Annotated in this window: 15 protein-coding genes; 14 read left to right on the top strand and 1 reads right to left on the bottom strand. The window is 45.2% G+C overall.

Features of this window, described 5'->3' with window-relative positions; genetic code table 11:
* Nucleotides 1-12: 12 nt before the first annotated feature.
* From FDP09_RS20930 to FDP09_RS20915, 4 genes are all read left to right on the top strand, one after another.
* Nucleotides 13-1,386, top strand: a complete 1,374-nt coding sequence (locus FDP09_RS20930) for a glycoside hydrolase family 43 protein (protein WP_229683326.1) — start codon at nt 13-15, stop codon at nt 1,384-1,386.
* A gap of 117 nt (nt 1,387-1,503) precedes the next feature.
* Complete coding sequence (locus FDP09_RS20925) at nt 1,504-3,249, top strand: glycoside hydrolase family 43 protein (RefSeq protein WP_137404463.1); 1,746 nt, start codon at nt 1,504-1,506, stop codon at nt 3,247-3,249.
* Nucleotides 3,250-3,420: 171 nt separating this feature from the next.
* Nucleotides 3,421-4,365, top strand: coding sequence for an alpha/beta hydrolase (locus FDP09_RS20920; protein WP_137404462.1), 945 nt, complete (start codon nt 3,421-3,423; stop codon nt 4,363-4,365).
* 81 nt (nt 4,366-4,446) lie between these two features.
* Nucleotides 4,447-7,137 (top strand): glycoside hydrolase family 3 C-terminal domain-containing protein, encoded by a 2,691-nt coding sequence (locus FDP09_RS20915; protein ID WP_229683327.1) that lies wholly within the window; start codon nt 4,447-4,449, stop codon nt 7,135-7,137.
* Between the two features lie 57 nt (nt 7,138-7,194).
* Here the strand turns inward: FDP09_RS20915 and FDP09_RS20910 are convergent, their stop codons facing one another.
* Complete coding sequence (locus FDP09_RS20910; RefSeq protein WP_229683328.1) at nt 7,195-9,102, bottom strand: 7TM-DISM domain-containing protein; 1,908 nt, start codon at nt 9,100-9,102, stop codon at nt 7,195-7,197.
* A 491-nt stretch (nt 9,103-9,593) separates the two neighbouring features.
* Here FDP09_RS20910 and FDP09_RS20905 point away from each other — a divergent pair, with 491 nt between their 5' ends.
* The 10 genes from FDP09_RS20905 to FDP09_RS20855 all read left to right on the top strand — a co-directional run bounded on the left by FDP09_RS20905 (nt 9,594) and on the right by FDP09_RS20855 (nt 25,933).
* Entirely contained in the window at nt 9,594-10,724 is a 1,131-nt protein-coding gene (locus tag FDP09_RS20905) for an endo-1,4-beta-xylanase (RefSeq protein WP_137404460.1), read from the top strand.
* 345 nt (nt 10,725-11,069) lie between these two features.
* The gene (locus FDP09_RS20900) at nt 11,070-12,179 is read left to right on the top strand and encodes a glycoside hydrolase family 43 protein (RefSeq protein WP_137404459.1); all 1,110 of its coding nucleotides are present in this window, start codon (nt 11,070-11,072) and stop codon (nt 12,177-12,179) included.
* Nucleotides 12,180-13,851: 1,672 nt separating this feature from the next.
* The gene (locus tag FDP09_RS20890; RefSeq protein WP_137404458.1) at nt 13,852-14,862 is read left to right on the top strand and encodes a LacI family DNA-binding transcriptional regulator; all 1,011 of its coding nucleotides are present in this window, start codon (nt 13,852-13,854) and stop codon (nt 14,860-14,862) included.
* A gap of 360 nt (nt 14,863-15,222) precedes the next feature.
* Entirely contained in the window at nt 15,223-16,365 is a 1,143-nt protein-coding gene (locus FDP09_RS20885) for a glycoside hydrolase family 172 protein (RefSeq protein WP_137404457.1), read from the top strand.
* An 11-nt stretch (nt 16,366-16,376) separates the two neighbouring features.
* A complete protein-coding gene (locus tag FDP09_RS20880) occupies nt 16,377-17,618 on the top strand; it encodes a DUF6786 family protein (protein WP_137404456.1) in 1,242 nt (413 codons plus the stop codon).
* Nucleotides 17,619-17,718: 100 nt separating this feature from the next.
* Nucleotides 17,719-19,491, top strand: coding sequence for an L-fucose isomerase (locus FDP09_RS20875; protein WP_137404455.1), 1,773 nt, complete (start codon nt 17,719-17,721; stop codon nt 19,489-19,491).
* Between the two features lie 110 nt (nt 19,492-19,601).
* On the top strand, nt 19,602-20,897 hold the full coding sequence (fucP, locus tag FDP09_RS20870; RefSeq protein WP_137404454.1) for an L-fucose:H+ symporter permease: 1,296 nt from the start codon (nt 19,602-19,604) through the stop codon (nt 20,895-20,897).
* Between the two features lie 2 nt (nt 20,898-20,899).
* Nucleotides 20,900-22,609, top strand: coding sequence for a ribulokinase (locus tag FDP09_RS20865; protein WP_137404453.1), 1,710 nt, complete (start codon nt 20,900-20,902; stop codon nt 22,607-22,609).
* Nucleotides 22,610-22,627: 18 nt separating this feature from the next.
* Entirely contained in the window at nt 22,628-23,782 is a 1,155-nt protein-coding gene (locus tag FDP09_RS20860; protein WP_137404452.1) for a glycoside hydrolase family 172 protein, read from the top strand.
* Between the two features lie 144 nt (nt 23,783-23,926).
* Nucleotides 23,927-25,933 (top strand): glycoside hydrolase family 97 protein, encoded by a 2,007-nt coding sequence (locus FDP09_RS20855; RefSeq protein ID WP_137404451.1) that lies wholly within the window; start codon nt 23,927-23,929, stop codon nt 25,931-25,933.
* Nucleotides 25,934-25,936: the final 3 nt, after the last annotated feature.

The following is a 25,936-nucleotide window of genomic DNA, read 5'->3' as shown; positions in this document are numbered from 1 at the left end:
AGACCTGGATAAATGATGAAATTTCAGTTTAGAATACTCATAATATCCGTGCTTATTATAGGTACGGTTGTTCTACAAGTAAAAGCCCAAAATCCCGTCATCCAAACCTCCTATACCGCGGATCCTGCGCCTATGGTCTATAACGGCAAACTGTATTTGTACACCTCTCATGATGAGGATGAATCTACTTGGTTTACCATGAATGACTGGAGACTGTACACGACCGAAGATATGGTCAACTGGACAGATCATGGGACTGTTTTGTCCTATAGGGATTTTAGTTGGGGCAAGATGAATGCTTGGGCGCCTCAGTGTATAGAACGGGACGGGAAATTCTACATGTATGTACCGATTACCGATAGGGACCATAAAAACGGTATTGGGGTAGCGGTAGCAGACAGCCCTTATGGCCCTTTCATTGATCCACTGGGCAAACCGTTGATCAGTAACAGCATGGCGGACATAGACCCGACTGTTTTTGTGGATGATGACGGGCAGGCTTACCTGATGTGGGGAAACCCGGTTTGCTATTATGTAAAATTGAATGAGGACATGATTTCCCTTGACGGGGAGATAGGGCAGTTTCCCAATACGATGGAGGCTTTTGGAGAGCGGCAAGGTAAAGAAGATCCACGTCGTCCCACTACCTACGAGGAAGGGCCATGGTTGTATAAAAGAAATAACCTGTATTACCTGCTTTTTGCGGCGGGTCCCTTGCCAGAGCACATTGGTTACTCAACCAGTAACCGTCCGACTGGCCCATGGGAATACCAAGGCGTTTTGATGCCAACGGAGGGAAAGAGTTTTACCAACCATCCAGGGATGGTGGATTTCAAGGGGAAAACCTATTTGTTTTACCATAATGGCGCTTTGCCCGGAGGGAGTGGCTTTACACGATCTGTCTGTGTCGATGAGGTAAAGTTCAATGATGACGGTACCATTGTTCCCATGAAAATGTCAGCAGGTATCACCCGGAGTTTGGGAACTATCAATCCCTATATCAAAAATGAAGCGGAGACCATTGCTTGGTCAGAAGGGGTAAAGGCCAATAAGAATGAGGTAGTGGGGAATTTTATAATAGCTACTAAAAACAAGGCCTATACTCAAGTAAAGGGAGTGGATTTCCGTAATAGCGGCCCTGCTGATTTTACGGCAAGGGTAGGAACTGTCCATAATGGCAATGTAAGCATGGAAATCAGACTTGACCGTTTGGATGGGGAGCTGTTAGGGACGGTCAATGTGCCACTAACGGGCGGAGATGACCGGTGGTCATTGGTGTCCGCCGAAGTAAAACAGATTGAAGGTGTCCATGATCTTTATTTTGTGTTTAAAGGAAACGCCCCCAGCAATATCCTGTATTTCGACTATTGGAGGTTTTCCGATTGAGTCATTGCCGGATGACAGCTGAAGGGACAATATGATAAGACACTGTTTCAACAAGAAATCGAAATGGCAGTGTTGGACCGAGAAGAAATTTATAGTGAAAAAAAGATTAACCATACCATGAAAAAGCATTTAAAAAGTATTCTAGCAGTTTTGATAACTGTTTTCTCCATGACCGGAGCTTATAGCCAAAAGAAACCAAAAAGTATTCCCGTATTTTCGAAGGCAGTTTATGAAGGAAATGACGAGGTCTATGAGAACAACCCCTTAGGAAAGGACGAGTTTTATAATCCGATCCTTCAAGGTTGTTACCCTGATCCGGCCATTACCAGAAAGGGTGATGATTATTACTTGGTGGTATCCTCTTTTGCCATGTTCCCAGGAGTGCCGATTTTTCATTCCAATGATTTGGTAAACTGGACCCAGATCGGTCATGTGCTGGACAGGACCTCCCAGTTGGATGTGCATGATACCGGTATCAGTGGCGGGGTTTATGCCCCTGATATCCGCTATAATCCCTACAATGACACGTTCTATATGATCACTACTGCTTTTGCCGGTGGGTTGGGAAATTTTGTGGTCAAAACCAAAGATCCCATGAAAGGTTGGAGTGAACCGTATAAGTTGAATTTTGAGGGTATTGACCCTTCCATATTCTTTGATGAAGACGGGAAGGCCTATGTAGTGCACAATGATGCACCGGCACAGGGAGAGGAGTTGTATAATGGCCACCGGGTGATCAAGGTTTGGGAATATGACCTGGAAAAGGACCAGGTCATTGCGGGAACGGACAAGGTGATTGTCAATGGTGGTGTGGACCTGGCCAAAAAACCGATATGGATCGAAGCTCCACACATCTATAAGAAAGATGGAAAATATTTTTTGATGTGTGCGGAAGGCGGCACGGGAGGCTGGCACAGTGAAGTGATCTTTGTTAGTGATTCTCCAAAAGGACCTTATGTACCAGCACCCAATAATCCGATCCTTAGCCAGCGGTATTTATCACCAAATAGACAGAACAAAGTGGATTGGGCAGGTCATGCGGATCTGGTATTGGGACCTGATGACAAGTATTACGGTGTTTTCTTGGGTATTCGTCCCAATGAAAAAGACCGGGTAAACACCGGTCGGGAAACCTTTATCCTCCCAGTGGATTGGTCTGGTAAGTTTCCGGTTTTCGAAAATGGATTGGTGCCGATGGAGCCTAAGCTGAAGATGCCCAAAGGCGTGGAAAACAAAACCGGACAAAATGGATATTTTCCCAATGGTAACTTTATTTTTTCCGATGACTTTACTGCAGGGAAACTGGATTACCGATGGATAGGCCTGAGGGGACCAAGGGAGGCTTTCATTTCCAGCACTGAGGGCGGTATTCAGATCAATCCCTTTGATGCCAATATTAAAGAGGTAAAGCCTACTTCCACGCTCTTTCACAGACAGCAGCACAAAAATTTCTCTTTTACTGCTACGATGGAATACCAGCCCCAATCGGAAAAAGATTTGGCTGGCTTGACCTGTGTGCAAAGTGAAGCCTTCAACTATGTGTTTGGGATTACCAGGGTTGGAAATAAAAACATATTGCTTTTAGAGCGGACTGAGGCAGCGGGCAGGGGAAGAAACCGTGAGGTGAAGTCTGAAATCCTGGCGAGTACTGAGATTGACCTCAAAAAGCCTGTCTCATTGAGGGTAAGTGCCAAAGGAGATGATTTCGAATTCAGCTATTCCACAAATGGGGCCGATTTCCAAAACCTGGGAGGAACCGTGTCCGGAGATATCCTTTCCACGAATGTGGCAGGAGGATTTACCGGAAATATGATCGGCTTGTATGCCACCAAAGCCAATGATGCTATACCTGTTTTAGAATAGTTGTTTGCTAATACCTTCCAGGCTTTGTGTGGTTCAAGTTTCACTACTTCAGGAGCCTGAAATTCCAAACCTGGAAGGTTTACTATAAGAAGAGACTTGGATAACCAGACGTCTATGTGGCCAAGTTCCGTGATACAGACAATTCACTTTAACCTAATAAATAACCCGAAGATGTTATACCTTTTGAAAACCCTCGCTACAACCGTTTTTGCAATTGTGTTGCTCTTTTGCCTCCAGCCTACAATGGCACAGGACGGAACGATGTACCCTATGGAGAACCCCGCTGAACCCAATGCCATCCCATTGGGTACAGGCGGCGTGGAAGGCCAACCTGCTCAGGAGACCTGGTTTCGACAATGGGGTGACCCTATGGCCAGAAATATCAGTACCGCCACCCTGACCCCGTTCTTTCCAGCACCTGGCAAGGCCAATGGTGCTACCGTGATCGTAGCGCCCGGAGGAGGGTTCAGATGGCTTTCAATGGGTAACGAAGGATGGGAAGTCGCAAAGGCCCTTGCTGAGCAGGGGATCACGGCATTTGTACTAAAATACAGGCTTCATCCTACCCCTGAATCCTTGGAGGATTTCAGTGATTCCATGAACAGGACCTTTGATGAAGCATCCAAATCGACCAATGACAAAGAAAAAGATGTTCCCCAAAGACCTCGAAGAAACCTGTCCGATCAACTCGAAGATGCAGAAGCCGCCTACGCCATGATCGTGGAGCGTGCCGAAGAGTGGGGAGTGGATACGGACAGGATAGGCATGATCGGTTTTTCGGCAGGAGCCGGACTTACCATGCACTGCACGCTCCGCTCAGAGACCATGGATTTGGCCTTTATCGGTCCGGTTTATGGCGGGATGGGAGAAGTAGATGTGCCAGCGGATGCGCCTCCCATGTTCAATGCGATTGCCAGTGATGATTTTCTGTTCCATGGACAATTTGGGGTGATCCGCTCCTGGTACGAAGCCGGTATACCGGTAGAATTTCACCTTTACCAAAATGGCGGCCATGGTTTCGGCTTGGGGAATCCCGATCGCACCAGCAACCGTTGGTTTGAGGCCTTTATGCACTGGTTGGATGTGAATGATTTTTTGAAGGGGGATGACAGGTGAAAACTGGAAAATGGGAGCAGAAGTAAAATATTTCATTAAATTGACGTAATCCTGAACATGAATATCAACGAAAAACCACGAATGCATACATTAGGATTTAATTTCAGTGCCCAATGGATGAATTATCCGGTACTTTGTTTGCTGCTATACTTATTTTCCGGAAATATGGGGAGCCATGCCCAGCACAGCCCACTGGATTTTTCCTTTTTGGATACGGATAAAACCTTTGAAGAGCGTGTGGACATCTTGGTCGACCAGATGACCTTGGAGGAGAAAGTCAGTCAGATGATGAATGCCTCTCCTGCCATTCCACGCTTGAAAGTGCCCGAATACAACTGGTGGAACGAGTGTCTTCATGGAGTGGCCAGGGCAGGATATGCGACGGTTTTTCCCCAGTCCATTTCAGTGGCCGCTTCATTTGACAAAGCCTTGATGAAGGATATCGGTTCGGTGATTTCCGATGAGGCCAGAGCAAAGCACCACGAGTTTATCCGAAATGGCAAGCGTGGAATTTATACTGGCCTGGATTTTTGGTCACCCAATATCAACATTTTCCGGGATCCCCGCTGGGGAAGGGGACATGAAACGTATGGTGAGGATCCTTTTCTGACCGGGGAGTTGGCATCCCGGTTTATTGAAGGTTTGCAAGAATCCGATGGAAAATACCTTAAGACCATCGCCACTTCCAAGCATTTCGCAGTACATTCGGGGCCAGAGCCTTTGCGCCATTCGTTTGATGTGGACGTAAGTGACCGGGATTTGTACGAAACTTATCTTCCGGCATTTCGCAAGACGGTTAAAAAGGCCAAGGTGTATTCCATTATGGGTGCCTATAATCGGTTTAGAGGAGAGTCCTGCAGTGGCCACGATTTTTTGCTCAATCAATTGTTGCGTGAGCAATGGGGCTTTGAAGGATATGTGGTTTCAGACTGTGGGGCGATTCAGGACATTCATACCGGTCACAAGATTGCCTCTACTGAAGCGGAAGCCGCCGCCATCGGAGTTTCTGGAGGCTGTGACCTGAATTGCGGGAATTATTATGCGCACCTGACCGATGCTGTAGCACAAGGCCTGATAGGCGAGGAAGAAATTGATACCGCCGTGAAACGATTGTTTTTGGCTCGGTTCAGACTTGGGATGTTTGACCCGGAGGAAGCCGTGCCCTATGCGCAGATTCCTTTCAGTATAGTCTGCTCATCAGCACACAATACCTTGGCTCGGCAAGCTGCCCAAAAGAGCATGGTGCTGCTCAAAAACGAAGACGACCTGCTGCCCCTTTCAGTTGACCAAGTCAAGACGATTGCGGTCATTGGCCCCAATGCGGACAATGTGGAATCACTTTTGGGCAATTACCATGGCATACCCAAGAAACCTGTTACTTTTTTGGATGGGATAAAGCGTAAAGTAGGCCCCAAAGCAGAAGTAGTGTATTCGGAAGGGGTACATCCGGCTGAAGGGTTTTATAATCTCAAGCCTATTCCTTCCGTGTATTTTGAAACGGCAGATGGACGTCAGGGACTTGAAGCTTCGTATTACGATAATGTAAGTTGGGAGGGAGAGCCGGTTTTGGAGCGGATAGATGATCAAATTGATTTTTCATGGGAACACGAGCCTATTTCAAAAGCGCTGATCGACAATTTCTCTGTAAAATGGGAAGGTTACTTGGTACCTCCAGCAGATGGCCGATATGAATTTGGCGTGTTTTCAAAAAGGGGAATGAAAGTAACCGTCAATGGAAAAGAAATTTCCAATGGATCCGGCACCATCCACCGGGGGAGGTATGCCACGGACATCATTTCTCTGGAAGAAGGGGAGCGTTACAAAATTGAAGTGACCTACTTCAGTGATGAAACCAATGCCATCGCCCAAGTGCTATGGGCAATGCCGGATGTGAGTAAAATGGATGAAGCGGTGGCACTGGCCCAGAGCGCCGATCTGGCTATCGTCGTGTTGGGGTTGTCCCAAAGGCTGGAAGGAGAAAGCATGGATGTGGTCACCCCGGGGTTTGATCGAGGTGATCGGACGGCCATCACCTTGCCCGAGCAACAGGAAGCATTGCTCAAGGCGGTGAAAGCCACCGGTAAACCGGTTGTTTTGGTCCTGAATGCAGGTAGTGCGATGGCGATTAACTGGGCTAAGAAACATGTGGATGCGATCATCAGCGCAGGTTATCCTGGAGAGGAAGGAGGAAATGCCCTTGCGGACGTAATATTTGGGGATTATAATCCTGCTGGCAGATTGCCCATTACCTATTATCGATCGGTGGATGACTTGCCGCCATTTGAAGACTATGACATGGCAGGGAGGACTTATCGGTATTTTGAAGGAGAGCCGCTCTATCCGTTTGGCTATGGCCTCAGTTACACCCGTTTCAAATATTCGGAACTGAAAGTTCCGGCACAGGTAAAGGCTGGAGAAGTAGTATCGGTAAGTGTAAAAGTCACCAATGTAGGGGGGCGGGCAGGTGATGAGGTGGTGCAGTTGTACCTGACAGATCAAGAAGCTTCCACAGTTAGGCCGACCCGGCAACTGGAGGCTTTCGAGCGAATCCACCTAAAATCAGGGGAGAGCAAAGAGGTGAAATTCGAACTTTCTCCCAGACAGCTTTCCATGATAAATAAGCAGACGAACCGAATCATCGAGGAAGGGATGTTTACGGTACATGTAGGCGGCGAACAGCCTGGATATAGCGGTGATCTGGATGCAGGATCCACGGAGGTGGTGAGTGGGGAAGTACTGGTCGTCGGAAGTCTGCAATTTGCGGACATTTAAGGTAGGTTAACCGCTATAGTAGGTATCCTTAGAATGCAAGGAAGAGTACCGGTGCGATTACTCCAAATGAACCAAAGCCAAGGTTTCCCATCCACTGAGTTCTTTGTTATGCCCAACTTTTTCCATGGCTTGGGCGATTTTATTCTTAAAAGCCCAGCAGGTTTCTCTTCTTAGATCCAAAATTTCCGACAGTTCGTTTAGGGTAAGCTCCACATCCTTCCTATTGGAGAGATAAAGGATGTAAAAAGCCTTTTCGATAGGGAATTTCAATTTATGGAACAAGGTGTCCGCGGTAGGAGATTCATAATAGTTACAGTTTTTGCATCTACGTCCATGGTTCCTGCTTTCAGTGGATTTGTTGTAGCCACACTTTTTGCAAATAAATTTTTGCTGCCATTTTAGTTCAGATAGGAACTTAAGACACGTCTCTTTGTCAGGAAATACTTTTTTGAAATCTTCAAATTCGAAACCTTTCATCAAGGCCATGTCCTTGGTGATTTCTTCGACATTGTTCCGAAGCTTATCGTTGTTTTCTTTCAGGTATCGGTTGATGTTTGAAATCTGGGTATTCAGTTCTTCGAGCTTTAGGTTGGTGGTTTGCAGTACCACATTTTTCTGGGCTAGGTCGGCGGCCATGTTTTCGATTTCTTCTGTCCGCTCTTTTACTTTTTGATGGAGTTTGTTGTTCATTTCATAAGTGACCCGATTTTTTTCTTCCAAGGCAGTAGTTTTTTCCAAGTTGGCCTTTTTATACTCCTCTTGTAAATATTTGATCTGGTTAAGGATGGAAAGTGAGAAAAGCACCATCTCCACGATAATGACCGGGTGGACAAAATACCAATTCAATATGGGGTCGCTGAATAGGGCAAAGGCTCTGGTGTAGCTATGGGCGATGATCAGAAATAGACAAACATAGGCCAATGTATAGGACAATGAAAACCTGCCTATGGAAAGCAGTGACCTGAGGCCAATGGTAAACGGAACCAGCAAAATCAAAAAGGAAATGATCATGTAGGGTATGGCATCCATCACCAGTCCATAATTTTGGTTTAAGAACATACCCACCATGATGGCAATGGCAGCCAAGGTCAGGGACTTGAGTTTTGGGTTTTTCTTATATTTTTGGACAAAGAAATAGGAGAAGAGCAAGGTAGAGATAATGACGAATAGCTCTGTCAAGCTACTGAAATTGGTAATCGTATTAATGCCAGGAACGGACGGCCATAAATACTGGAAGCCAAGGCCGTCCCTCCCCAAGGAAAACCAAATACTGGATAAGATCAAAATGGAGGAAAACAGGTAGAGGTTTTTCTTTAATTTTACCACTAAGTACAGGTGAAGGGTCAGAATAAGCAGTAAAATCCCATAATAGAGTCCCAAAAAGAAGTATTCATTGAGTGAATGGGAAATAAATTCATCATTGGTCCGTAGATGAAACGAAAAAGTTAGGGGATAGCTTCTCCGAATTTTTATGTAGTATGTTTTCGTTTCCCCGGGACGGATGTTGAGAAAGTAGTTAAAGTTTTTATGTAGTATATCCCGGTCTCCAAATGGGTAATCGTAGCCTGCTTTCATAGGGAAATACCCTTTGTTCTCCTGTGGAGAATAAAAAATGATCTCATCAAGGTCATATCCCCAAGATTCGAAATACCAACTGTAGTGGTCATTCTGTTGGTGGTTGGCCACTGTCATCCTGATCCAAATAAAATCAGTAATGTTTTCATATACAATATGGGGGTCGGATATTGGCTTGAACTTTTCCTGAAATGCAGGAGATGATACCTTTTTGATATCCAGTGCATTGGTGGTGTCTATGAAATAATCAAGACGCTGAATGATTTCAGGAATCCATTTGGAGTCCTCCTTCAAATCGATTTTAGATCGCTCTTGTGCAATTGCATTTACGGATATCAGTGAAAACAACAGTGGAAATATCCATGGAAAAGGAGTGCGTAGTCTAATCACGGTTATTGTGCTGGGTTGATAAAAGAAATTAGTATTGAATATAATGATATCTGCTATTTCTACCTATGTTATTTTGCCTTTAGGTGAAAAAATGGAAGTAACTAAGTTTAAAAAAGTAATTTTAAGGTAAGGATAAATGGCTGCCTAGCTGGTGGAGATCAATTTTACTTCCTCGGGTAAAGTTGTAAATTATTGATTTTCAGTAATTTGATTTATCCGCAATGACGATGGGGCATTTTACCTGTACCATCGGCAGGAGTATTCATGTATTTTTCGTTTATAGGAAAAGGCTAGGACGCCCAATGGTAGCATATTTGAAGATTTTTTTCTCTTCATGTAAACGGTATTTAAATTATAATTATCTGATAATAAGCTTGTTGTGTTTAATGTAGTGGTTTTTTTATCAGATAAGGCTCAGGTATATTTGATCATGCCTAAGAAGGGCAACCCAGATTTCAAGGAACATATACCCTAAACAACCTCGAATAAAAATGAAAATATACACTATTGCTATTTCAATCTCCGTCATATGGTATGGCATTTTTTTATCCTTGATCAATCCTGAAAAAACATCGGGGATCAAAGGCCTGTTTACCAGTGATTTTTATATCGGAGCGGCATTGTCCGGTGGTGATGTCCGAAATCAACCCAATGATCTGATGGTCACCATTAGCAATAATTTCAATAGTCTCAGCCCTGAGAATCTATTGAAGTGGCAAAGTGTCCATCCTGAGCCAGAACGATTTAATTTTGATCTGGCCGATCGTTATGTGGAAATGGGCGAAAAAATGAATAGCCACATGGTAGGCCATACACTGGTCTGGCATAAACAGACACCTGATTGGGTTTTTCAAAAGGAAAACGGGAAGGCCAGGTCAAGAGCGGAGCTGTCATCCCAAATGAAAAACCATATCCAAGTGGTAATGAACCGCTATAAAGGAAGGATCGACACTTGGGATGTGGTCAATGAAGCGTTTACTGACGATGGACAGTTTAGGCAGTCAGCCTGGTTCAATGTACTGGGGAAAGATTTCATTAAATTAGCATTCCAAACCGCCCATAAAGCCGATCCAGAAGCACAATTGTACTATAATGATTATAATGTCTGGAAGCCAAAGAAGACTGATGGCATCCTTGCCTTTACTTCGAGGATACGGGATGAGGGGGTGGCCATTCATGGTATTGGCATGCAATTCCATTTGGGCTTGGAGTACCCCACCATAGGGCAATTGGAGGAGGCTATCCAAAAAATTGTGGATCATGGGTTTAACATCTCCATCACAGAACTTGATATCGACCTCTTGCCAAATCCCAGTGGTCGTCAAGGTGCTGATATAGATGCAAACTTTCCCTATGAAGCCCGATATGATCCCTTTCAAAATGGCTTACCCAATGAATTGAAAGAAAAGTTGGCCAATAGGTACCGGGATATTTTCAAATTGCTATTGAAATATACAGAGCATATAGACAGGGTGACTTTTTGGGGCGTAAGGGATCAGGACAGTTGGCTCAACAATTGGCCAATCCGTGGGAGAACTGCTTATCCGCTGTTTTTTGATCAGGACTACAAGTTGAAAAATTACCTCTTCGATAAATTGGTAGAGCTAAAGAAAAACCCGTAAGAAAAGTACAAGTGCTCAGGAGGCTTCCCTAGATCAATTTCATTCCCGTTAAGAAAAAGCAAAATGCACATAATCGGTCATGGAGTTTGGGCTAGATCAAGGTAAAAAAATGCCCTTATCCGTGGAAGGAAGTTTTATTGTAACACAAAGTTAGGTCAAAAGACACAGCGGATTACACGTCGGTTTGGGCCTGCCTGACGATAAAAGCAGGTTTGACTTGACTCTAATATTAATTTGATTGGCTTTAGTTCATTTGAAAATAAATGATCTAAGCAACGTAGTTTAAGATTATATAATTATACCATGATAGCATCGAGTTTTCATTATAATAACTGTAAATACTTTATGTTTCAATTTCAGTTTAAGCAACTTTTGCCCATTTGGGCAGTGGCAGCTACAATGATGTCCTGCAGCCGCAAACCCGTCGAACAGGATACACAGGACAGGTCGGATTCCACTGAACTGAGCTACCTTAATGAACCGCTGGTCGAGTCACCTTATACGGCTGACCCTTCCGCCCATGTTTTTGGCGACAGGATATATATTTATCCTTCGCACGATGTGGAGTCCCATGTAGAGGAAGATGATACCGGGGGGCATTTTAACATGGAGGACTATCATGTGTACTCCATGAAAAGCCCTGATGCAGAAGTCGTCGATCATGGAAAGGTTTTGGGAGTAGAGGATGTGCCCTGGGCCAGAAGGCAAATGTGGGCTCCGGATGCAGCCGAGAAGGACGGGAAATATTTTCTTTATTTTCCCGCGAAGGATTCGTCCGATATTTTTAGAATTGGTGTTGCAGTGGCTTCTCGACCTACCGGCCCTTTTAAGCCTAAGGATAAGCCGATAAAGGGGAGTTTTAGTATTGACCCAGCGGTATTCAAAGATGATCAGGGAGACTATTATTTGTACTGGGGAGGAATTTGGGGTGGCCAGCTCCAAAAATGGAGGACTGGAACATATCTCTCCACCAGTGACAGTCCCTATGCAGATGAACCTTCTGATCATGAGCCTGCTATTGCTCCTAAAGTAGCCAAGTTGGCCGAAAACATGATCGAGTTTTCTGAAGCACCACGGGATGTGATAATTGTGGACGAAGGAGGTGAGCCTATAGTAGCGGGGGACCATGATAGGCGGTTTTTTGAGGCTGCTTGGGTGCACAAGCATGATGGTATTTATTATTTTTCGTACTCTACTGGAGATACGCATAAAATTGTTTATGCGACAGGAAGTAACCCTTATGGCCCGTTTACTTATCAGGGAGTGCTACTGGAGCCGGTGCAAGGATGGACCAACCACCATTCCATAGTGAAGGTGGACGATCAGTGGTATCTTTTTTACCACGATACCCAATTGTCAGGGAAGACGCACCTCAGGAATATAAAGATGATGCCTTTAGAACATAGAAAGGATGGAAGTATTGTGACAATTGATCCCATTATCAAAAATGAATAATAAAGTCCCACTCATGACCAGGTGGGGTAAAGGAAATTTCAGGAAATAAAAAGACAATAATCCCCAATTGACGGATTATTATAGGGGAAACTTGATTGGAAATCCGGGAAGGGGTCCTTTCCGGATTTTTTTAGGACAAGAGGACTGCCTAAGCAAAATGAGTGTACTCTCTGAACCTTAATAGAACTTAGAATTTTCCGTCTTCCTGTTGGGGATGAAGAAGCTATTGTCGTTTGTGTGATGTACAGAAACCAACTTTTAAAAGCAATATGGAAAGGTGCATTAAACGTGCTTTGTTCATATTTGGGGTTTATTATTCAAGAAAGTCAGGAGGGGATCCTTCCTGATTTTTTATATGCTATCAGGAATTTAAATGAAGGGGGATGTTTTATGGACGATATAAATCATACAATAAACTGGAGTATACCATTGATGGGGAATTTTCCTTCCCTCGGAGAGACATGTGGTGCGGGTTTGCCATATTCAAGGTAAATATCAAATAAACAACGGTTTTTGGGGTGAAAATTGACGAATGATTTATACTCTCATGTTGATGGTTTGGATAAGTGCTCAACTTGGTCAAACTGGCTGGGGAAGCACTCCTGTGCCAGTGTTTTTCAGCAAGTGGGAGATCTTAATATATGATTTACAATCAATTCGAGAAATCCTATTCCTATTGAAGTTGACTCCTATTATAATTAGGAAGTGGTTATATAGCATCAGGGCTAAGGCTGAACGGCTTACCTTTGGTATTTGTGAATTGTCTGATATGAAAGCATAAGCCAAAGTCAAAAAAAGATATGTTATTCTGGGCTTTTGGTTATTCTAGGAAGCCATTGTTGGCTGCCTAAATTTTAACTTTAAAAATAAGTTTGTTTCATTTATTCGGAATAATTAATGGTTTTTTGGTGTATATCTGTTTAAGATTTGGTTCGAATCCTATAAACTTAAGCCAATGAGATTGATCGAACCATTTGTTAAATCATATGATTTTTGAAGGTTGTTGTCAGTATTTTGATTTTTGATGGAATTGGTTTTTGGAAATTCATTTTTCGAATTAAAAGCTTATTATATGGATGAAAACGATTTTTGTTGCTTGGTTTATGTAATATAAATAAAAAACGAGGCGGAAATTCACCTCGTTTCTGTGTTGTGGAGCTGATAAGAGAAAACTCGAACCATTTGGTGGAGGATTTAAGGCTTTTAGCGGATATATGAAATCAGAAAGGGTGATCAAAGTTAGGGGAGTCATCTAAGTGCATAATAAGTGACCCTTCCTTTTCCCTGTTTTTTGATAAGATTTTGCCCCACCATTTCAGTGAGAATTTCGTAGGTTTTTGTGTTTTTTAAGTCCAATAAAACCGTAGCCTCTTTCCTTGAGATTTTTCCTTTTTCGAGTAAGTATAAAAGGATGGTCTGTTTTTCTTTTTCTAATCGTTCGTAATCCTGTCTTGTTGATTAGTTTTATTTAACTTGTAAAGTATTCCCCCAATGAATTATATGTGGTTAAGTGGTTTTTAGGTAAGGGAATTCATATCAGGAAAGAAGTGACTTCTGACAGGAGTCATTTTTAACCTTTTATTGAGTATCAATTATACCATTTGTGAATATGTCTTTGAAAAGCAGCAAAAATATAATATGTTTGTTAATCGTTTAATTAAAATAGATTGCAATGAAGAAAACTTCCCTAAAGGATATAGCAAAGGTCGTAGGGGTATCCACAGCGGCGGTTTCGTACGTGCTCAGTAAAGGGGAGGAGAACCGGGTAAGCCCAAAGGTAGCAGAAAAGATCAAAAAAGTGGCCAAAGAGCTCAGTTATCAGCCCAATCAGATTGCCAAGAGCTTAAAAATGGGGAAGACCTTCACGATAGGGTTGATCGTAGCGGACATTTCCAATCCCTTTTTTGCCAATATTGCCAGGATCATTGAGGATGAGGCGAAGCACCTGAACTATACTGTCATATTTGGTAGTTCGGATGAAAGCGTGGACAAATCCGAAGACCTGATCAACTTCTTTATCAACCGCCAGGTGGATGGTTTTATCATTACTCCGGTGGAAGGTTCAGAAAAGCAAATCGAGCGGCTGAAGGAACTGAACATTCCATATGTTTTGATAGATCGGTTTTTTCCCAATATCCCATCTAGTTATGTGGTGATTGACAACTACCAAGCTGCCTATAAAGGTGTTCATAAGTTGATCGAAAATGGGCATGAAAGGATTGGCATACTCTCCTACAGCAATGGCCTTGTCCATATGAAAGAGAGGGTGCGGGGATATCGGCAAGCGATGGAGTACAACAAGCTGAAAATCGAAAGGAACTGGATCCGTGAAATAAGCTACGAGGAAGCAGAAAAAGACGTGAAATCTGCCTTGGACGTTCTTTTTGGGAAAAGGAAAGAGGTGGATGCTCTTTTTTTTGCTACCAATACCATTGCTGTGATGGCACTGAAATACATTGACTCCCTAAAGCTCCATGTACCTAATGATGTGGCGATCGTCAGTTTTGACCAGGGAGAAGCGTTCGATTTTTACTATTGCCCCCTTACCTATATCAAACAGCCCCTTTCATCATTGGCCAAAGGAGCCGTCAATATTCTTATCAATCAAATAAATATGGGGAATCGTGGAGTCAGCCAGACTTCCTTGGAAGCAGACCTGATCATTGGAAAATCCAGCGATTGAAAAATTGATTAAAGGTGAAATTAATTATAATTGAAGTTGAATAGTTAAACGATTAAATATATATTTGAAATGTTTGAGCAGTTGGGATTTCATAAGTGCTTGTCCTTGTCTCTTCGGAGGGGAAGAAGCATTCTGTAAACATTCAATTTAAACCCCTTGTGATCATTTTGATCCATTTGTCCCATAACTACCAGCGGTGGGTTTCCTTGAGATGGGCCAACTTCTGATAAGCGTCCGTGGAGAATGGAGATGGGAAGTTATTCCTAAGTTGAATCTGTCCCACAAATGTTAAACGATTAAGTAAAATTATTCAAAGAAATTAACCTTGAATTTCTAATAATCTATAACCAAAAATAACCTATGAAAAAGTTCAAACTCATCCTATTGCTTTTTTTAGCCCCGTTTGTACTCCTAGCCCAAAAAGAATTTAACGGTTTGGAGATGAACCTTGGAAACCTCTATAGACTTTCAGATGCCAAAACAAGGTCCATAAGTCCAGAGAATTTCACAGGGGAACCGGGAAAAGGAGGCATGGCCACCTTGGAGGAAGGAAATGCTGGCGATGTAGCAAGGGAGCTGGGCCAGGGATGGAAAGTAAATCCCTTCATAATCATCGAAGAAGGAGAGACATTTACATTGGCCGAAATCGATGATATGGGAGCTATTCAGCACATTTGGATGACACCTACTGGAAACTGGCGCTATTCTATCCTAAGAATATATTATGATGACGAAACAGAGCCTTCTGTGGAAGTGCCCGTTGGAGATTTCTTCGGCATGGGCTGGCAAGAATATGCCCCACTGAACTCACTACCGATTACTGTAAACCCTGGAAGTGCCTTCAACTGCTATTGGGTGATGCCCTTTCGAGAAAAGGTCAAGATTACCATGGAAAATATCGGCCATGAAGAAATGAGGCTGTATTACCAGATTGACTATACTTTAACAGAGGTACCGGATGATGCCGCATATTTCCATGCCCAGTTTAGAAGGAGCCATCCTACTGAGGGGGCCATTCACACATTGGTGGACGGTATTAAGGGGAAGGGACATTATGTCGGAACCTATATCGCTTGGCAAGTGAACAACAGAGGTTGGTGGGGAGAAGGAGAAATCAAGTTTTATATGGATGGTGACAAGGAATTTCCTACGATCGCTGGGACAGGTACCGAAGATTACTTTTTAGGTTCTTATAATTTTGAGAACAAGAAAACCCATCAGTACGAGGAATTTACCACTGCCTATGCTGGACTTCACCAGGTCATAAGGCCAGATGGTCTTTATAATTCGCAACAACGGTTTGGGATGTACAGGTGGCACGTACAGGATCCTATCCGCTTTGAAAAAGAGCTCAAAGTGACCATTCAGGACTTGGGGTGGAGAAGTAACCACCGTTATTTGCAACAGCAATCAGACATCAGCTCTGTCGTTTACTGGTACCAGGCAGAGCCTCATGCGCCATTTCCCAAGCTCCCTTCAGCCAATGAACTGGAAGTCAATTAATTTAGCCGCTTATGACCTTATTTAAAGTTCTTTTTGGAGCAGGTTTCTTGCTTATGGCCATGTCATCTTGCAATTCGGAAAAAGAAAAAAAACAAACAACTCAGCCGAAGGCTCCCAATAAGGGTACCTTAGGCTTTGACCAGGCATTTTTGGAAGACTGGGACAGTGACCTGATAACCCTTCATGGCGAAGGGGGAGAGGCCATGGTACTGGTGTCTGCCAAATATCAGGGAAAAGTGTTCACTTCCTCTGCCGAAGGTCCGCAAGGCAGAAGTTATGGTTGGGTAAACTATGATGCCTTTGACGGTCCTGTGGACAAGCATATGAATGCCTACGGAGGTGAGAACAGGTTTTGGCTGGGGCCGGAAGGCGGCCCCTATTCGCTGTATTTTGCACCGGACAAGGAGATGGTCTTCGAAAACTGGTTTACGCCGGCATCTATCGATACAGAAAGCTGGAACATTGTGAACAAGGATCAAACATCAGTGGCACTGAGCAAGGAAACCCAGCTCCAAAACTACCAAGGCCACCAGCTTGACATCAAGATCGACCGGAAGATTTCATTGCTTTCACAAGAGGAAATAGGTGAGTTGGCTGATGAAAGCTTGCGGGACACGAATGTAAAAGCTGTGGGATATCTCACCGAAAACAATATAAAGAATGTGGGAGATACAGCTTGGACAGCCGAAACCGGTGCGCCTTGCATATGGATTTTGGATATGTTCAGGCCTTCACCAGCCACTACCGTCGTCATTCCCTATGACCAATCGGCCAAATCCAAGGTAGCGACAACCGACTATTTTGGAGAGATCAGTGAGGACCGTATTTTACACAAAGACGGAGTCCTGTACTTTAAAGCGGATGGCAAATCCAGGGGAAAACTCGGTCTGGCACCGGACAGGGCCACGGAGGTGGCGGGAAGCTATGATGCCGAAAATAGTGTATTGACGATTACCCGCTTTGATCTGGACAAGGAGGGTATCTACCTTAACCAAGAGTGGAAACCGGATGTGGACGCCCTTAAAGGCGATGCTGTAAATGCCTACAACGACGGACCCCTCGAGGATGGAAGCCAGATGGGCCCCTTTTATGAAATAGAAAGCGTATCTCCTGCTGCATTTTTGGCGCCGGGAGAGCGCTTGGGCCACCGGCATTGGGTGTATCACTTCAGTGGCGAGGAGGCTGGGCTGGACAGGATAGCCAAAAAGGTATTGGGAGTAGACTTGGAAACCATCAAGACAGCAATAGAATAGCTTATATAGGGCTTTCTACTTGATAAGGTACAGATGTAAACAGAGAAAAGATCCAAACAACAATAAGATAATACAGACAAAAACAAGCTAACCAAAGATTATGAAACATTGTATCACCTATCCAAAGATAGGCATCAGACCCATCATTGATGGCAGGTATGGGGGAGTTAGGGAATCGCTGGAAGAGACCACCATGGAAATGGCCAAAAGGGTGGCTGCCCTGTATGAGGCAGAGCTCCGTTACCCAGACGGCACCCCCATAAAGACAGTGGTCGCCGATAAATGCATCGGAGGTGTGAAGGAAGCCGCCATGTGTGCAGAAAAATTCAGCAGGGAGGATGTCGGGGTATCCCTTTCCGTAACCCCTTGTTGGTGCTATGGCACAGAAACCATCGACATGGATCCACAGGTCCCCAAGGCGATATGGGGGTTTAACGGCACCGAAAGACCGGGAGCCGTTTACCTTGCTGCAGCTTTGGCAGGCCATAACCAACTGGGACTGCCAGCATTTGGAATATATGGAAGGGACGTGCAGGATATCGGAGACAAGACCATCCCCAGCGATGTAAAGGACAAACTGCTGCTTTTTGCAAAAGCAGGCTTGGCAGTGGCGCAGATGAAAGGCAAATCCTACCTGTCCATTGGCTCGGTGTCCATGGGGATAGCGAGCTCCATGATCGACATGGACTTCTTCCAGCGGTATCTGGGCATGCGCAATGAATTTATAGATTCCTCAGAGATTATCAGAAGGATAGAAAAGAAGATTTTTGACCAAAAGGAATTTGACCGTGCAATAAAATGGGTGAGGGAAAACTGCCAAGAAGGAGAGGACTTCAATGCCCAGGAGAAGCAGCGCCCAAGAAAGCAAAAAGATGACGATTGGGAATACGTGACCAAAATGACCTTGATCATAAGGGACTTGATGACCGGAAACAAAGTGCTGGAAGATATGGGGCACCAAGAAGAAGCCAATGGCCACAACGCCCTGCTTTCGGGTTTCCAAGGGCAGCGACAGTGGACAGATTTTCTTCCAAATGGAGACTTTTCCGAAGCCATCTTGAATTCATCCTTTGACTGGAATGGGATAAGGGCACCATATACCGTTGCCACCGAGAACGATTCGCTCAATGGCGTTTCCATGCTGTTTGGGAACCTCCTCACCAATACTGCCCAGATTTTTGCCGATGTCCGAACTTACTGGAGTCCCGATGCCGTCAAGCGTGTCACTGGATGGGCTCCAGAAGGAAAAGCCCAACAAGGGTTCATTCACCTGATCAATTCAGGGTCCTGTACCCTAGACGGAACTGGCCAGCAAGAAGTAAACGGTGCTCCAGTAATGAAACCCTTCTGGGAAATCACCGATAAAGAGGTGGAAAAATGCCTAGAGGCCACCACTTGGTATCCTGCCAATAACGATTACTTCAGGGGCGGGGGTTTTTCATCGGGCTTTTTGACCCGTGGAGGCATGCCAGTGACCATGTGCAGGGTCAATATCACCAAGGGAATCGGTCCTGTCCTCCAGATTGCCGAAGGCTGGACCATTGATTTGCCGGAAAAGGTGCACCAGACATTGGATGAGCGGACGGACAGGACTTGGCCTACCACTTGGTTTGTGCCACGTCTGGATGAAAAAAAGGATGCGTTCAAAGATGTATATTCGGTGATGCTCAATTGGGGCTCCAATCACGGTTCCATCAGTTATGGCCATATCGGAAAGGATCTGATCACCTTGGCGGCGATGTTACGGATCCCCATCTGCATGCACAATGTAGATGATGCCGACATCTTCAGGCCTTCTGCTTGGAATTCCTTCGGGACGGACAAGGAAGGTGCGGATTACAGGGCGTGCAGGGTTTATGGTGCCTTGTATTGACCTTTTGGGCAATCAGTATTTGGTGGCCAGTATCCAGCATACTGCAGCTTATCGAATACTGATTGCCCCATAATTCCATACCCAATAGCAAATAACCCAATAACCACCCTATGAATACCTTAAAAACCGTTGAAAATACCAAAGTGCCCTTAATTAGAGAAGGCAGCAAATGGGCCTTTGTGGTCATCACCAGCCTCTTTTTTATGTGGGGGCTGGCCAATAATATGACCGATACGCTCTTGGCAGCTTTTAAGCGAATCATGAGCATGACCGATTTCCAGACTTCCTGGATCCAGTTGGCTTTTTACGGGGCTTACTTTCTTTTGGCCTTGCCCGCAGCGATAATTATTAAAAAATTCACCTATAAAACGGGCGTAGTACTTGGTTTGGGATTGTTTATCGCCGGAGCCTTGATGTTTTATCCCGCCAGCATCACGATGCAGTATGGCCATTTTTTAGTGGCATTGTTCGTCCTGGCCGGTGGGCTTTCCATACTGGAAACAACTGCCAATCCTTACATCATCTCCATGGGAAATGAAGATACGGGCACATTAAGGCTTAATTTGGCCCAGGCTTTCAATCCCATAGGTTCTATCACGGGCGTATTTTTGAGCAAGGCATTTATCCTTTCCCAGTTGAACTTTATCAGTGCAGAAGACCGTAAAATCATGGATTCCGCCGAACTAAAGGCCATCCAATCAGAAGAGCTTACGGCTGTTATGGGGCCATATGTGGGCGTTGCGCTGTTTTTGGTGGTCCTGTGGATATTGATCAAAGTAATGAAAATGCCCGCTGGGAGTGATAATGGTCGAAAACTGCACTTGAAATCAAGTCTAAAAAGGCTCTTGAGAATCCCTCATTATTATTGGTCGGTAGTGGCACAGTTTTTTTATGTGGGTGCACAAATAGGCGTTTGGTCCTTTACCATTCGCTATGTGATGGAGGAGCTGGCACTTAATGAGGATGATGCGTCCTCGTATTATTTGGGAGCACTTATTCTCTTTTCGTTCTCCAGATTCATCTTTACGGCCTTGATGCGGGTGGTCAGTCCGCAGCGACTGCTGATGTATGCTGGAATGGGTGCGGGGATAAGCAGTTTGGTGGTGATATTTGGGGCTGGACTTCCTGCTGTTATTGCCTTGGTAATGGTGTCGGGATTTATGTCACTGATGTTTCCGACCATTTACGGAATAGGGCTCAAAGGGCTGGGCGAAGATACCAAAGTGGGCGGTTCCGGTTTGATCATGGCGATCTTGGGAGGTGCAGTGCTGACGGCTGTCCAAGGCCAAGTTTCTGATCTAACGGGATCCATTAAGCTTTCCTACTTTGTGCCGTTTGTGTGCTTTGTGGTGGTAGCGGTGTTTGCTTATGCCTTTAGGAAAATCCAACCCAAAATGAGCGCTTGATCATGAGTTTTAGCAAAGAAGCAATTTATGTGATTGGGCTTGACTACGGCACGGATTCGGTAAGGGCCAGCTTGGTCAATGCAGGCAATGGACGTGTATTGGCCAGTGATGTGTATGGATTTTCCCGGTGGTTGGAAGGCCGGTACTGCGAAGCCATCAAGAACCAGTTTCGCCAGCATCCATTGGACCATCTCGAGGGCTTGGAGGCGACTATTTTGGGTGTGTTGGAGAGCAGCGGTGTGGACAGGTCTCGTGTCAGGGCCATTGGGGTGGATACCACGGGCTCTTCACCTGTTCCTGTAAATGATAGACTTTTCCCACTTTCCCTTACGCCTGAATTTTCTGACAATCCCAACGCCATGGTAGTACTATGGAAAGACCATACAGCCGTTGGGGAAGCCGAAGAGATCAACGCACTTTGCCATACTTGGGGCGGTGAGGATTATACCAAATATTCCGGCGGTATCTATTCTTCGGAATGGTTTTGGTCAAAGATCCTGCACATTATCCGCCATGACCCAAGAGTGGCCAATTCTGCCCATTCGTGGTTGGAGCATTGTGATTGGGTAGTAGCGGAATTGGTAGGCTGCCATAAACTAGAAGATCTAAAACGGAGCAGATGTGCTGCAGGCCACAAGGCCATGTGGCATCCGGTTTGGGGCGGACTGCCTTCAAAAGCCTTTTTGGGGCAGCTCAGTCCCCTCATGGCGGATTTAAGGGACCGCTTATATTCGGACACTTTCACAGCAGACCAATCCGCAGGTACGCTATCCACCAAATGGGCCAAAAGACTTGGGCTTTCTGAGGCTACACTGGTGACGGTGGGCACCCTCGATGCTCATGCGGGTGCCGTGGGAGGTGGCATAAAGGATATGTCCTTGGTTAAGGTCATGGGTACGTCCACCTGTGATATGATGGTAGCGTCAGTGGAACGTTTGGGCGATCGTGCCATCCGTGGGATCTGTGGCCAAGTGGAAGGGGCCATTTTACCCAATATGGTTGGGTTGGAAGCGGGGCAGTCGGCCTTTGGGGATGTTTTGGCCTGGTTGAAATCATTGATCCTGCAACAATCCATTGAGCTGATCCGTGGTCAAAATGAATTGGAGAGGTCCATAAAGGAAGACCTGATCAAATCGATGGAAGACAGGTTACTTGCAAAGCTTTCTAAGGAAGCTTCGGAATTGCCATTGACCGAAACATTGCCCGTTGCATTGGATTGGATCAATGGCAGGAGGACGCCCGATGCCAACCAAAACCTAAAAGGAGCATTAGCGGGTCTAAGCATGGGCACTGACGCTGTGAGGCTTTTCAAGGCATTGGTGGTTTCCATTTGCTTTGGGTCCAAGAAAATCGTGGATAGGTTTGCAGAAGAAGGCATTGGCATAGACCATGTCATTGGCATGGGAGGAGTGGCCCTCAAGTCACCATTGGTCATGCAGACGCTTGCCGATGTGCTCGACATTCCCGTAAGTGTGTCTGAAGCAGAGCAGGCTCCCGCATTAGGGGCTGCAATATATGCGGCTGTGGCAGCAGGAATCCAACCTGATATTCATACGGCGATGAATATTATGGCTGCCAGTACAAAATGCACCTACCGCCCCATAAAGGAAAATGTAGAGTGGTACAAGGAACGTTATCCTGACTACTTGGAACTGGCGGCATTTGCCGAAGAACAAGCAATGAGACCAAAAACACTTAAATCATACATTTAACCCAAAAACCAATTACCTATGAAAACCTTAACGAAAGGCTTGTTGGCGTTATTTTGCCTCATGGTCTGTTCCCATTTGACCATGGCACAAGAAGAAGGTGAAATTTTCATGCTGAAAAATTACACTTCCCAGCGTATTTCCAGCTATGACACCTCCGGTGCAAATGACGATGGAAACTGGAAAAACAAAATCAAACCAAATGAAACCCGAACAATCGGAGAAGTAACCGGACCAGGTATCATAAGGCATATCTGGATGACCATAGCTAGTGGGGAACCTTATCACTTGAAGAAAATTGTCCTTAGAATGTACTGGGATGGTGAGGAAAGTCCCAGCGTGGAGACACCCATTGGAGACTTTTTTGGATTGGGCCTTGGGCGCTATTTTCTGTATGAATCGGAATACACCTCTGTAGGGTCACAAAGGGCGCTGAATGCCTCGTTTCCCATGCCTTTCAGAAAATCAGCAAAAATCACCATTACTAATGAAGGAGAGCAGGCCATTGACGCATTCTACTACAATATCGACTGGGAAAAACACGAGCAGCTTCCCGAAAACACTGCCTACTTCCATGCCCAATACAGACAGGAAACCCCGACAGACGGATGGTCGTCCGATTGGGAGCGAAACGGGGATCCCGAGATAAACAACCATGAAAACAAAACCGGAGAAGGCAATTATGTGATCATGGAAGCCGAAGGAAAAGGACATTTTCTTGGAGTGACCCATTCGATCATCCAAAACCAAGGCGACTGGTGGGGCGAAGGTGATGAGATGGTGTTTATCGACGGGGAGACCAGTCCGCAAATCTGGGGAACCGGTGCAGAAGATTATTACCTTGGCGCATGGTGCTATGGAGGATGTGGTATCAATCCATTTGGAAATGAACAGCCTACTTTCGACTATGATGGCTATGGAAACCCCAAAAACGGTGGTGATGACCGTGGGGCACAGTGGACGGTATACCGCTTTCACAAGGAATCGCCCATTACTTTCGAAAAATCCATCAAGATGACCATTGAGCATGGGCATGCCAATCACCGGTCGGACAATTACTATACAGTCGGGTATTGGTACCAGACCGGTCCTCATAAGCCTTTCCCTCCATTGCCTTCTGTAGAAGAGCGTATTCCCAAAGTGCTGAATACCGAAGGCCCCACGATGGGGAAATAGCGTAGTGTTAAGTTAATCGCTAGATGACCTTTCGACTCCACTCAAGGTGACAGGGTGTAGTCAGGTCGAGCGGAGTCGAGACCCTTGACAAATCACAAACTATACATAACTTAACAATAGTTTCGATTCACTAAAACCTATACCATGCCACATCCCATAAAGCCCATTGTGCTCATTCTACTGCTCATCTGGTGTACCCATGCCAAAGCCCAAGAAACCCTATCCGTATCCTCTCCAAATGGTACATTTGAAGTTGCCGTAAGCTTGGACAAGGGAATACCCTCTTATTCGGTCACCTTTCAAGGGGAGGAGTTGGTGGCAGCCAGCACGCTGGAACTGGATTTTGAGGAAAAGTGGAACTATGTCCATTCCCAATGGGGCAAGGCCAATATCAAGACGGTGGAAGAGGAGTACGAATTGGTAGTGGGCAAGGCTAAAAAGGTCGTGAATACGTATGGAGAACTCGCCGTACCATTATTGGAAAAGAACGAAAAAGGGCGGGAAATGCTATTGAGATTCCGGGTGTTTGATGATGGTGTGGCCTTTCGACATGAATTTCCAAAGCAGGAAAACTGGCAAAATTACGTTCTTTTGGATGAAAAGAGTTCATTTGTGTTGTCGGGAGACCCGGAAGTTACCGCTTTGCTTTGGGGTCATTATCACAATAGCCATGAGGGGCTATACCAAAAATCATTGTTGAGCGAAGTGAAGCAAGATACCTTGGTGGACGTTCCCAGTTTGTTCGAATATGACAATGGAACCCTTATGGCCATCACGGAAGCCAATTTAAGGGACTATGCGGGGATGTACCTTACAAAGGACAAAGAAGGGATCCTTCATACAGCCCTTTCTCCACTCCCAGGACAAGAAAAGGTAAAGGTGAAGGCTAACCTTCCCCATAAGACTCCCTGGAGAGTAATGATGATCAGCCATAAAATCGGTGATCTGATCGCTTCAAATATCCTAACCAATCTGGCTGATCCACCAGAAACGGACGATTGGTCATGGCTCAAACCGGGCAAAACGTCGTTTCACTGGTGGAACGGGGACATTATGCCGGACACCACCTTTGCACCTGGGGCCAATTTTCACTTCAATAAATATTACATTGATTTTTGTGCGGCCAATGATATTGAGTACCATGCAGTGATCGGGTATGGAGGATTTGCTTGGTATCCAAATGATTGGCCGAGTTACGGACAGCCGGGCTCCTATGCTGATCTTACCAAAACGGTAAGCAGTCTGGATATGCAGCAGATCTGTGATTATGCGGCCTCCAAGGGTGTGGGTATCCATGTATGGGTACATTGGGAGGCACTTTATCCTCAGTTGGAGGAAGCTTTTAGCCAATTTGAACAATGGGGGATCAAAGGCATGATGGTGGATTTTCTGAACAGGGACGATCAGGAAATGGTCAAGATTCAAGAGGAAATCCTACAGTCAGCCGCCAAGCACCACCTTTATATCCAATTTCATGGAGCGCACAAACCCACAGGACTTCACCGCACCTTTCCGAATGAACTCACCAGAGAGGGTACCTATAATTATGAGCAAAACAAATGGCTGCCATCTCCCTTGACACCAGAGCATGACCTGGACATCGTCTTTACCAGAATGCTCGCCGGAGCTTCTGATTACCATTTGGGAGGTTTTAGGGCAACCAATGAAGATGCTTTCAAAACCCAGTATACCCGACCACTGATGGGAGGGACGCGGTGCCATATGCTCGCCATGTACGTGGTATTGGAAAGTTACCTGAATATGGTCGCCGATTACCCGGATGCCTATAAGGGGCAGGAGGGGTTTGATTTTATCAGGGAGGTGCCCACTGTTTGGGACGAGACAGTGGTTCCGACTGCCAAATTGGGACAGTATGCGGTGATCACAAGGAGAAAAGGGGAAGCATGGTTTGTGGGAGGAATCAATAACAGTAAAGAAAGATCCTTGACATTGGAGTTAGATTTTCTGGATGATTCCAAGAGCTATCAGGCCACCATCTACCAAGATACCAAAAAGACAGTTGAAGACCCCAATGCCCTGGAAATTAGCCACCGTCAGGTCAAAAAGGGAGATCAGCTTCCCGTTCAATTGGCAGCGGGAGGAGGGGTGGCCATAAAGATCATGGAAGATAATGCTACGGCAGCAAAATAAATA

This window comes from Echinicola rosea (genome assembly GCF_005281475.1).
Lineage (GTDB): Bacteria > Bacteroidota > Bacteroidia > Cytophagales > Cyclobacteriaceae > Echinicola > Echinicola rosea.
Note: the sequence above shows the minus strand (reverse complement) of the source record. Positions and strands in the feature narration are given on the sequence as shown.

Bases quoted from the DNA above. Each gene is read 5' to 3' on its own strand.
- fucP (WP_137404454.1), top strand. From the start codon at position 19,602: ATGAATACCTTAAAAACCGTTGAAAATACCAAAGTGCCCTTAATTAGA.
- FDP09_RS20860 (WP_137404452.1), top strand. From the start codon at position 22,628: ATGAAAACCTTAACGAAAGGCTTGTTGGCGTTATTTTGCCTCATGGTC.
- FDP09_RS20925 (WP_137404463.1), top strand. From the start codon at position 1,504: ATGAAAAAGCATTTAAAAAGTATTCTAGCAGTTTTGATAACTGTTTTC.
- FDP09_RS20920 (WP_137404462.1), top strand. From the start codon at position 3,421: ATGTTATACCTTTTGAAAACCCTCGCTACAACCGTTTTTGCAATTGTG.
- FDP09_RS20890 (WP_137404458.1), top strand. From the start codon at position 13,852: ATGAAGAAAACTTCCCTAAAGGATATAGCAAAGGTCGTAGGGGTATCC.
- FDP09_RS20930 (WP_229683326.1), top strand. From the start codon at position 13: ATGATGAAATTTCAGTTTAGAATACTCATAATATCCGTGCTTATTATA.
- FDP09_RS20865 (WP_137404453.1), top strand. From the start codon at position 20,900: ATGAGTTTTAGCAAAGAAGCAATTTATGTGATTGGGCTTGACTACGGC.
- FDP09_RS20875 (WP_137404455.1), top strand. From the start codon at position 17,719: ATGAAACATTGTATCACCTATCCAAAGATAGGCATCAGACCCATCATT.
- FDP09_RS20885 (WP_137404457.1), top strand. From the start codon at position 15,223: ATGAAAAAGTTCAAACTCATCCTATTGCTTTTTTTAGCCCCGTTTGTA.
- FDP09_RS20905 (WP_137404460.1), top strand. From the start codon at position 9,594: ATGAAAATATACACTATTGCTATTTCAATCTCCGTCATATGGTATGGC.
- FDP09_RS20900 (WP_137404459.1), top strand. From the start codon at position 11,070: ATGTTTCAATTTCAGTTTAAGCAACTTTTGCCCATTTGGGCAGTGGCA.
- FDP09_RS20880 (WP_137404456.1), top strand. From the start codon at position 16,377: ATGACCTTATTTAAAGTTCTTTTTGGAGCAGGTTTCTTGCTTATGGCC.
- FDP09_RS20855 (WP_137404451.1), top strand. From the start codon at position 23,927: ATGCCACATCCCATAAAGCCCATTGTGCTCATTCTACTGCTCATCTGG.
- FDP09_RS20915 (WP_229683327.1), top strand. From the start codon at position 4,447: ATGCATACATTAGGATTTAATTTCAGTGCCCAATGGATGAATTATCCG.